The organism is Synechococcales cyanobacterium T60_A2020_003 (assembly GCA_015272205.1).
Lineage (GTDB): Bacteria > Cyanobacteriota > Cyanobacteriia > RECH01 > RECH01 > JACYMB01.
In genome coordinates this window covers 1-8972 of record JACYMB010000037.1, presented here as the reverse complement: position 1 = coordinate 8972, position 8972 = coordinate 1, and the positions used below count along the sequence as shown (strand labels likewise).

The following is an 8972-nucleotide window of genomic DNA, read 5'->3' as shown; positions in this document are numbered from 1 at the left end:
TAGCGACAAGCTTGAAGCCTAAAACGAACCTGATCTCAAGGCTTCTCTACCTTTTTTCTATTCATGCAACAAAGCCGCAAGCCTTTAGGATAAAACTTGTTTCGCAAAGGACTTGAAAGACTTAGGTTTATTATTAACGTATGACTACTAATTCCCGACCCACCTGCACCGAAAATTTCAATCAGGCGATCGCCTCCTTGACAGAAGCATTTAACACCGCCACTCGTACCGCTCAGCATACAGCGGGTGCCCTCGAAGATATGCTGCTGGCTCCGTTCCAGCGCATCGTTGAACAAGGCACGGAAACCGTAGGACGGATCGCCACCCCCATTGCCGAAAATCCCGTGGTGCAGTTTGCAACTAAAGTTCCCGGTCTGAAATGGCTAATGGCTGCCCTGGGTCAGGTCAACGTGGCTAAAGTTCAAGAATACGTAGACGCCTTGCGGCTGAAACACCCGACAGAGACTGCCGAGCAACTTGTCCATCGCGTGATTCAAGAAACGGCGATCGCAGGTGGCGGAGTCGGGTTAGTGACCAACATCATTCCCCCCTTTGCCCTAGGGCTCTTTGCCGTTGATTTAGCGGCAGTATCAGCCCTCCAAGCTGAAATGATCTACAAAATTGCGGCAGTCTACGGATTCTCGCTCAATGAGCCGACTCGACGGGGAGAAGCGCTTGCAATCTATGCTCTCTCATTTGGTGGGTCGGGAATCATTAAAAGTGGACTGAGTATCATTGAAACCCTTCCCGGTATAGGGGTGATGGTGGGGGCAACCAGTAACGCAACGCTGCTCTTTTCCCTAGGACACATTGCGAATCGGTTCTACCTACGGAAGATTCAACAAGACAATGGATCAATAATGTCTATCTGAAGAGAGGGAGTAGACTCAATCCGCTGATGGATGAGGGCGACCGCCATAAATCAGTAAGGTATCTGTAGCGTTCCTACAGAATATCTTTATTTATGGCTAGTTGTTCCCCTTCCTTATCTTTCTGGATTGAATCTACAACGACACCCCCCTTCCCCTCGCTTGTCCGAGAAACATTTGACGGTGTTTCCGTGGATGTCGCGGTTATTGGTGCAGGCATTGCTGGCCTTACAACGGCCTATCAGCTCAAGCAGGCAGGTAAAACCGTTGCCGTCATTCAAGGCCGAAGTTGAAGCAGCGGTAAAACTTGGACTTCTAGCAGCGTTTGTGCAAGAGACATCTCTTCCCTTTCCCATTGAGGGAGCCGTTGCCTTTGATCAGCAGGCGCAGTTCCATCCTCGTAAATATTTACTCCATCTCGCGCGGGCGATCGCCGATGAATCGAACTATGTCTTTGAAAAGACTCGCGTTACAGAGGTGAATGAGGGCGATCCCTGTCACGATCCCTGTCAAGGGATTACCTCCCAAGGCGTTGTCCACGCCACCGAAGAACGATTCCAGCGCTTAGAAGACTATGCGCGATCGCGCTTTGGGGTGACTGAAATCGCCTATTGTTGGTCAAGTCAGGATTTTGTATCCTTCGATTAGCTTCCCTATATCGGTAAACTTTCGCCGTTTAATGAGCACATTTACGTAGCGACTGGCTTTAGCCTTTGGGGAATGACCAAAGGAACATTGGCAGGACTGATTCTCTCGGATCAAATTCTAGGGATTGAAAATCCTTGGGCATCCCTCTACGACTCTCTACGAGCCACGCCCTTTGTCAGCCAAGAATCCTTGAAGCAAAACATGGATGTGGGGTTGCACTGGATTGGCGATCGCTTCAAAGGACTACAGCGTTATTCGTTGGATGAGATCGCCATGGGAGAGGGAAAAATCGTTACCCTCGACGGTTAAAAAGTGGCGGCGTACCGGGATGAAACCGGGGAAATTTACACAGTTTCCCCCGTCTGCACCCACCTCGGTTGCATTGTGAACTGGAACGATGCTGAGAAAAGTTGGGATTGTCCCTGTCACGGAGGCCGCTTTAGCTGTGATGGCGAAGTTCTTCACGGCCCCCCGTCCAGAACCTAGCTCAGCTCAACGTTCGCGGAGGCGCGATCGCCCAATAGCCCCCGCACACGTGCCTGGAAGCTATCCACATAGGTGAAGATCACCGGAACCACCACCAAGGTCAATAAGGTTGCGGTGATCATGCCCCCAATGACGGCGATCGCCATTGGACTGCGGGTCTCCGCTTCTGCTCCCAGTTCGAGGGCAATGGGCACCATTCCGGCGATCGTTGAGAGGGTGGTCATCAGGATCGGACGCAGACGCGACACGCCAGACTCAAGCACCGCCTTGTATTGGGGCATTCCAAAATCGCGTTCGTTTGCGAGGGCGCAGTCCACCAGCAGGATGGCATTCTTGGTCACCAATCCCATCAGGAGAACGATCCCGATCAGGGCGAATAGCCCTAACTCTTTCTGCGTCACCATCAGGGCAATGAGCGCACCACCCAGGGAGAGAGGCAATGCCGTCAGAATGGTGAAGGGATAGAGGAAGTTGTTGTACAGCAACACCAGGATCGCGTAGATGCAGATAATGGCCGTTGCCAGAGCCAAGCCAAAGCGAGAGAACACATCGCGCATGATCTCGGCATCCCCGGAGGGTTGCTGTTCCACGTCCGGAGGGAGGGACTGAAGGGCAGGCAGTTGTTCCACCATCGCCAACCCATCCCCTAAGGATAGACCTTCCAAGTTTGCCCCAAACGTAACTTGGCGGGCGCGATCGAATCGTTCAATGGTTGCAGGGCCACTGCCAAAGCGAATGTCTGCCACGGCTGAAATGGGCACTAGCGAGCCACTCTGGGTGGGAACTTCCAAACTGCGGAGGGTGCTGAGATCGGTGCGGGTTGCAGGATCTAGCTGAACGCGGATGGGAATTTGGCGATCGGGCAGATCGAATTTAGCCAGGTTTGATTCCGTATCCCCAATCGTTGCCAGGGACGCCGTTCGAGCAATGGATTGAACCGATACGCCCAAATCTGCCGCTCGTTCCCGATTGGGAATAATCAGAATTTCCGGCTTCACCAGGCTAGCGCTGGAACTTACATCTACGAATCCCGGCAAGTCTCGCATCTGTTGCTCTAAGGCTTGAGCCACTTGATCTAGGGCGGCAGCATTATCGCTTTTGAGAATGATGTTTAGATCTTTTGAACTGCCCCCCGCCCCTTGGGATTGGAACAGCACTCGCGCTCCTGGAATTCCTTGAAACTGCGATCGCATCTGGGTTTCAAACTCTTGCTGCGACTGGGTGCGATCGCCCTTCGGCTTCAAATTAACAGAGATCTTGCCCGTATCTACCCCATCCGTACTGCCCGTTCCCACCTCGATCAGCATCGATCGAACGGCAGGGTGGGATTGGAGAAGCTGGGTTGTTTGTTGAGCCACGAGATCCGTATCCGCCAACGTCGAACCAGGAGGCAATTCAATCGCAACGGTACTGAGGCCGCGATCGCCCGCATTAAACAGTCCTTTAGGAATCAGCGGCACCAGTTGCAGACTACCCACAAAGAAGATGAGAGCAAGGGCAAGGGTTAACAGGCGATGGCGCAAGGCCCAGGTCAGGAGTGCCCGATAGGGCTGAAATCGTCGCTGGGAGGTATTTGCCAACGTCGCCTCCCGATTTCGGCTCGGTTTAGACGCAGGCTTGGAACGCAGAAGCCGCGCCGCCAGCATCGGTGTCATCGTACAGGCCACCAAGGTTGAGAACATGGTCGCAACGGCAACGGTAATCCCAAAGGGCTGGAAAAATTGACCGGGAATGCCGCCCATGAAGGCCACCGGAACGAACACCGCCACAATGGTTGCCGTAGTCGCAACCACCGCTAAGCCAATTTCTGCCGATGCATCCAACGATGCCCGCCAGGGAGATTTACCCATTTGCACGTGCTGATCGATGTTCTCGATCATGCAAATGGCATCGTCCACTAAGTTCCCCATTGCCAACGCCAACGCCAGCAGGGTCATGCCGTTTAGGGTGTAATCGAGCGATCGCATCACCAGAAAGGTGGGAATAACCGACAGCGGTAAGGCCAGAGCCGTAATTAGCGTGGGTCGCCAATCTCGCAGGAATACCCCTACTACAATCACCGTCAGGACTGATCCCATAATCAGGGCGTCTAGCGTTGCTTTGTAGGAATCCCGAATGGCATCGGCCTGGGTCACGATTAGCTGCAAACGCACATCCTTTGGCAAAGTGGGCTGTAATTTCGCCACTTCCGCCCGCACGGCCTCTTCCACCGAAACCAGGGTACTGCCTGTGCTTCGGAATACCGAGAAGGCCACGACCGATTGCGGTGTTGCGTCCGAGCCGTCTGCAATCAAATCGACAAAGCGGGCATATTGCTGAGGTTCTGCGGTGCCATCCTTCACCGTGCCCAAACTGCTCAACGGTGCGGATCCTCCGTTCGGCAATGCAATCCGGTAGGATTCCAAGGCTTCCACGCTGTTTGCACTGCCGAGGGTGCGGATATTGTTTTGGGTGCTACCTGCATCCGAACGGCCACCAGGGAGATCCACATTCAGCGCTCGGATTTGATCGTTAACCTGGGTAGCTGTAATGCCCAACGCCTTCAGGCGATCCGGATTCAGATCCACCCGAATTTCGCGATCCACTCCACCGACCCGATCCACCTTCGCCACACCGGGAACGGAGAGTAAGGCTCGGCTAATCGTGCGATCGACCAGATCGCTCAGAGCCTCAACCGATCGCTGCTCAGACGAAACTGCATAGGTCATGATGGAGCTGCCCGCAAACTCCAGGCGTTGCACCACGGGTTCCGTGACGTCGGGAGGCAAGTCTTGACGGATTTGAGCAACGGCATTCCGCACGTCATTAGTGGCGCGATCGCTGTCGGTGCCCAAAATAAAGGTAATCGTGGTCGTGGAAATACCATCGTTGACGACGGAGTTAATCTCATCGATATTCCCCACCCCGGCAACGGCATCCTCCACCTTTTTCGTCACCTGCGACTCTAACTCGGTGGGGCCTGCCCCCGCTTGGGTCACGGTCACGGAAACGGCTGGAATATCAATGTTTGGCGTGTCATCAATGCCAAGCTGGGTAAAGGACAGCAAGCCCGCCAGCAGCATCACCAAAAACGCCACCAGAATGGGAACGGGTTTACGAATCGACCAGGCGGAAAAGTGCATAGTGTCTGACCAGTAGAAGCGTCCGTGAGCGTGGAAAATTGGGAATTAGTTCGCGATCGCCACCCGATCACCATCGTTGAGGTAGCCAGCCCCGGACACAACGACGCGATCGCCTGCATTTAGACCGGAGAGAATTTCCATCGTCGCCGATTGCCGATCAAGGTTGGGATTCATGATCTCACCCACTTCGACCGTAACCGCCTCAACGCGATCGCCCTCCATGATCCGATACACCCGCATCGTCCCGTCAGGTTGGGGTAAGACGGCCTGAGCCGGAACCACCAATCCCGAAGCGCTCGATGTGACGATATTGGCCTGGAGAAACATACCCGCCCGCAACAGCGACGAACTCGGCAACTCAATCTTGACCGTGGCTTCGCGGGTTTGCGAATCAACCAATGGAGCAATCTCACGGACTCGTCCCTGAAGCTGAATCCGGGAATCCGCGTCCGATGAAATCTCTACCCCTGCCCCCACCGGAATCTGGGAAAGCTGGGTTTCGGGAACCTTAACCTGGAGTTCTAGGAGGCGATCGCGAATGATGGAAAACAGCGGGGCAGAGCTAGACGACACATCCCCCACTCGCGCATTGCGTTCGGCCACAATGCCATCCGCAGGCGCAATCACCAAGGTCTGCTCTAACTGGGTCTGAAGTTGCTGGAGGCGAGCTTCGGCACTGCGAACCTGAGCCTCGGCACTGCGAATATCGGCTGCTGCTACCTGAACCGATTCCCGTGCAGTCGTGGTGGCCGTCGCCCGACTGTCGTACTCTTGGCGACTGACCACTCCTTCCTGACTCAGGGTGTCATACCGCTGTAGGTTAGCTTCCGCTTCTTGCAGGGTTGCCTCGGCTTGGGCATAGGCAGACTGCCGCTGTTGCACCATTGCCCGCGCCGACTCCAGACTGGCCTCCGCTTCGGCAATTTGCGATCGCACCACGGAATCATCCAGTACCGCCAACACTTGCCCCGCTGTGACACTATCACCTTCGTCCACCATGACCTGGCGAATTTGCAGTCCCGATGCCCGGGGCGTGATCGGCAGCAAATCGGAGGCCATCACGGTACCCGTGGTTTGCAGTGTGCGGTTCACCGCAGCCGATTCCACCGTCGCTGCCGTAACGGTTTGGGCAACTGCTTGTTCGGTCGGCTGAGTTGGCTCGGCGGTAGCAGGCTCACCCTTACCCGAAAGCAAGATACCTACCGCACCTGCCCCGATCACCAAACCCATACCCAGGCCTAACCAAAGACCACTGGGTATGCGCCATCCCTGGGTTGGGGGAGCCATGCGCTCATCCTCGAATGGGACAGAGTCATAGGCTGGGGTCGGTACGGAAAGCGGTTCCTGCAGTTGGACGTCATTAAGGTTCAGATTCTCGTTCACGCCGTTCATTCCCTGTTGTCGTGGGTGGAAGAAGGCATCTACTTCAACGGGATGACGCCTTCAAACGATAGACTTTCAGACTGTTAACATTTGTTTACATCCCCTATTATGGCTCAAAACCTACCAGAATGAGATGAATAAATAGGCCACTTTGCTAATTGCTCGACGCTGGTGCAGCCGATACCTTCCATTAGTCTCTTCAATTCCAGGTCTAGAGCCAATGAGGGATTCCCTGATTCAGCGGCACATCCTCAACTCAACGTTGAAATTCAGGAAGTTTTCTTTGCGTTCTCCTCCCCGAAAAATCCATGAAAGGCCGATATTCTCTCAGTTTGAAAGGCATGAATATAGGTGATACTGTCATAAGCAGCCATCAGAGACCTTTGCATAGCGTTCGACGCAGTTCCCAACTATGAGTAAGATTCGGATTGTACTAATCGAAGATCATGACCTGGCTCGCATCGGGTTGAAGACAGCGCTCCAGCAGCATGAACGTATTCAAGTTGTGGGGGAGGCCGCTAATGGTCAGCAGGGTTTAGATGTTATCCATCGGGAGCAACCCGATATCGCGATCATCGATATTGGGCTGCCAGACATTGATGGTATTGAAGTCACTCGCCAACTTAAGGAGCTTCAAAAGGATGTGGAATCTCCAACCCGGGTTCTCATTCTGAGTATGCACGACAATCAAGAGGCCGTTTTGGCAGCATTTGCGGCAGGAGCCGACTCCTACAGCGTAAAGGATGTCGCCGTTGAAAAATTGGTTGAGGCCATTCAGGCTACCCATGAGGGACAAGCTTGGATTGATCCGGCGATCGCTCGCATTGTGCTCCAGCAAGCCCAGCAAACCCCAACCCCAACAGACAGCGAGGAATCCCAAACGACCATTGATGCTGTCACCCCAGAGTATGAAAAACTGTTGGAATCCGATCCCTTAACGGAACGGGAAATGGAGGTACTGGAACTGATTGTGGCAGGTCAGAGCAATGCGGCGATCGCCGAACAGCTTTACATTACGGTTGGCACGGTGAAGACCCACGTTCGTAACATCTTGAATAAGCTCTGTGCCGCAGATCGAACCCAGGCCGCAGTCAGGGCACTTCGATCTGGGTTGGTGCGTTAGTTTACAGATATGGCAAAGAAACAGAAATTTCCCCATCTCGTTGGTTCGAAATGGACAGCCCAGCAGGAAACCTGGGGCTGGCGACATTTCCAAGTCGTGAACCGTAAGAATGAAGGGGCGATCGTGTTTGCTGAAATGGTGGCCGCTTGCGATCCCAGTGTGCGGTTTTGGATCAATGCCAAATCGTTGAAGGAGCGATCGCTTTGGCAGGCGGGCTGGACACCCCTGCAGGACTTACAAAGCCAACAGGTGTCAAGTTAATTATGAATTTGGCCTCTCTCTCTGCCGTCCTCCACAGGTCTATAGCAGTGCAAGAGATTGTTAAGGAAAAGGGGGAGTGAGGGCACGGCTCCCACGGAGGGGTTCCACCCTACACCCCGTCCTAACCAACCCTTAGGTTGCCACAGCACACGATCGCTAAGCGTGTGGTGCAGAGGAATCACCCAATTGGGTGATATTTGAAGGTGAATTTCCCAGAATCCCGTCTATGACATTTGTAATGTCCAAAACGTGACATTTATGGGATGTTTCGAGATTTTGACTTGGCTATATGGAGTCTATCAACTGTTAGAGGAATCAATCCTCTGTGTGATCCACCCACCATCATCATGCAACTCCTAACATCCCAAAACCAATCTACTCCATCATCAACCGATACACCATCAGCGATTCTTGCCCGACGAAAACTGTTTCAACTCGTCTATCGAGGTCTACCCTGTCGTTTGTCTCCTTCTATCCGATCGACAGCAGTATAAGCCGCTAGTGGCTGTTATCGAGGACGACCCATCGCCTTCCCTACCCCGACGTCGTTACCTGCTACCTCTCTCAGCCTATCGTTGATCTATCGGGGTAATCCGTACATCCTGCACTAAAGTATTCACTCTACACCTGGAGGTTTCTATGTCATCTCAGGCGATAACCATTCCCCAATTACCAAATTCATCATCTCAATCCTCTAGGATCTACTTGCCGTCCAACGATCAGAACACAACGTCTAATTCATCCACAATTTCTATTCGATGAGCTGGTCTCCATGACTGTAACCAGATTTACACCCTAATCAACGACAAACGGGTGGCCTACTGGACGGCTGAACTTCCCCTCGTCTCTTTAGAAGCAATCCAGCAACAAATTCGCCAATCCACAAATCATCATTTCATGCTGGTTGCCTGCGAAGGGAACACCGTCATCGGCACGCTCACCTTTGCCCAGTCCGACAAACCTCGGCTATGCCATGTTGGACGAATCAGCCAAGTCGTTGTGCACCAAACCTATCGCGGTCGAGGGGCGTTGTTGCATGAAAGAGGGGTTGCGGGCAGGAGAGGCATGGTAAATTTCAGT

The 8972-nt window shown here is 53.4% G+C and carries 10 protein-coding genes; 8 read left to right on the top strand and 2 right to left on the bottom strand.

Translation table 11 applies throughout. The features are described 5' to 3' along the window. The first annotated feature begins 140 nt into the window (after positions 1-140). The 5 genes from IGR76_02215 to IGR76_02195 all read left to right on the top strand — a co-directional run bounded on the left by IGR76_02215 (position 141) and on the right by IGR76_02195 (position 2003). Positions 141-872, top strand: a complete 732-nt coding sequence (locus IGR76_02215) for a hypothetical protein (GenBank protein MBF2077348.1) — start codon at positions 141-143, stop codon at positions 870-872. A gap of 92 nt (positions 873-964) precedes the next feature. Further along, positions 965-1162, top strand: a complete 198-nt coding sequence (locus IGR76_02210) for an FAD-binding oxidoreductase (GenBank protein ID MBF2077347.1) — start codon at positions 965-967, stop codon at positions 1160-1162. Beyond that, a complete protein-coding gene (locus tag IGR76_02205) occupies positions 1137-1517 on the top strand; it encodes a hypothetical protein (protein MBF2077346.1) in 381 nt (126 codons plus the stop codon). The genes IGR76_02210 and IGR76_02205 overlap by 26 nt, the downstream gene beginning before the upstream one ends. 72 nt (positions 1518-1589) lie before the next feature. Beyond that, on the top strand, positions 1590-1826 hold the full coding sequence (locus IGR76_02200) for a hypothetical protein (GenBank protein MBF2077345.1): 237 nt from the start codon (positions 1590-1592) through the stop codon (positions 1824-1826). 3 nt (positions 1827-1829) lie between these two features. Beyond that, entirely contained in the window at positions 1830-2003 is a 174-nt protein-coding gene (locus tag IGR76_02195; GenBank protein ID MBF2077344.1) for a Rieske 2Fe-2S domain-containing protein, read from the top strand. Here IGR76_02195 and IGR76_02190 read toward each other — a convergent pair. Continuing rightward, the gene (locus IGR76_02190) at positions 2000-5125 is read right to left on the bottom strand and encodes an efflux RND transporter permease subunit (protein MBF2077343.1); all 3126 of its coding nucleotides are present in this window, start codon (positions 5123-5125) and stop codon (positions 2000-2002) included. The genes IGR76_02195 and IGR76_02190 overlap by 4 nt on opposite strands. Before the next feature lie 45 nt (positions 5126-5170). Continuing rightward, entirely contained in the window at positions 5171-6508 is a 1338-nt protein-coding gene (locus tag IGR76_02185) for an efflux RND transporter periplasmic adaptor subunit (protein ID MBF2077342.1), read from the bottom strand. A gap of 412 nt (positions 6509-6920) precedes the next feature. On the opposite strand from IGR76_02185, the gene IGR76_02180 reads away from it, so the two are divergent. The 3 genes from IGR76_02180 to IGR76_02170 form a co-directional block, all read left to right on the top strand. Further along, a complete protein-coding gene (locus IGR76_02180; GenBank protein MBF2077341.1) occupies positions 6921-7631 on the top strand; it encodes a response regulator transcription factor in 711 nt (236 codons plus the stop codon). A 9-nt stretch (positions 7632-7640) separates the two neighbouring features. Then, positions 7641-7892 (top strand): TIGR02450 family Trp-rich protein, encoded by a 252-nt coding sequence (locus IGR76_02175; GenBank protein MBF2077340.1) that lies wholly within the window; start codon positions 7641-7643, stop codon positions 7890-7892. 813 nt (positions 7893-8705) lie between these two features. Continuing rightward, positions 8706-8972 (top strand): GNAT family N-acetyltransferase (locus tag IGR76_02170; GenBank protein ID MBF2077339.1); only part of this gene is annotated, 267 nt, incomplete at its 3' end.